The 1183-nt window shown below is 60.7% G+C and carries 1 protein-coding gene; it reads left to right on the plus strand.

The features are described 5' to 3' along the window. Nucleotides 1–139: 139 nt before the first annotated feature. The coding region (locus JF66_RS19755; protein ID WP_035880595.1) for an MFS transporter at nt 140–1183 on the plus strand (1044 nt) is incomplete at its 3' end.

Genomic DNA, 1183 nt, shown 5'->3' on the forward strand with positions numbered 1-1183 from the left:
TTAGTGTCCGTGGCCGTCGGTTGTTCCTCCGTCATATGGCAATCCTACCGTCTGATGTATTTAATCCAATCACCTTGAAGTTTCTCAATCACCCTGTCAGAGTGAGCAGATGGTTCCCCGCAGCAGACACCCTCACCCCATGCCGCTGGGTTCGTCCTACTGGAAACTATGGACGTCCTCCGGGTTCTCCAACCTCGCCGACGGGGTGTTCACCATCGCACTGCCCCTGGTCGCAATCCAGCTGACCCAATCACCGTCGCTCATAGCCGGACTCGTTGTCGCCGCGAGACTGCCCTGGCTTGTCTTCGCGCTGACAGCTGGGGCTCTGGCCGATCGGCTGGACCGGCGGACGCTGATGCTCGTCGCAAATCTCGTCCGAGCGATCCTCCTCCTCGCGCTGGTTGCCGTCCTGCTTCTGGGCATCAGTTCGATCTGGGCGCTCTATTGCGTGGCATTCCTTGTAGGCGTCTCGGAAACGATCTACGACACGTCGGCGCAATCGATCCTCCCGCAGATCGTGCAGAGAGATCAGCTCTCCCGCGCCAACGGACGCCTTTATGCGGTCGAGCTCACCGCCAATCAGTTCGCCGGCCCCCCTCTCGGCGGAATGTTGATGGCCTTCGGGGCGATCGCCGGGTTCGCCGCACCGGCCACACTGTGGCTGATCGCCGTCGGCGCACTATTTCTCGTCCCCGGAAAATTCCGAATCGATCGCCTGAACAAGACGACCCTTCGTGTCGATATCGCCGAGGGACTGCGGTTCCTGTGGCACCAGAGGATCCTTCGCACTCTCGCCGTGATGACCGGAATGTTCAATTTCGCCTCCGGCGCCGGGTTCGCACTTCTGGTGCTCTTTGCCGTGGGCCCGACCTCGCAAATGGGATTGTCCGGGGTGGGCTACGGCCTGCTGTTAACGACCTCGGCTCTCGGTGCCTTCCTCGGCTCGTTCATCGCCGAGCGACTAGAGACGCGTCTCGGTCGATCTCGGGCGCTGACACTCGCCATCGTCGGAGTCTCCGCCTTCGTCGGCGCCCCCGCCGTCACCAACAACCCATTCATACTCGGTCTGATTTTCTTCATCGGAGGGCTGCTGGTCGTGCTCTGGAATGTGATCACCGTTTCACTGCGTCAGAGAATCACACCCAACGAACTACTCGGAAGGGTCAACAGCGTCTATCGTCTG

Source organism: Cryobacterium sp. MLB-32, from assembly GCF_000738085.1.
In the GTDB taxonomy this organism is placed as follows: Bacteria; Actinomycetota; Actinomycetes; order Actinomycetales; family Microbacteriaceae; genus Cryobacterium.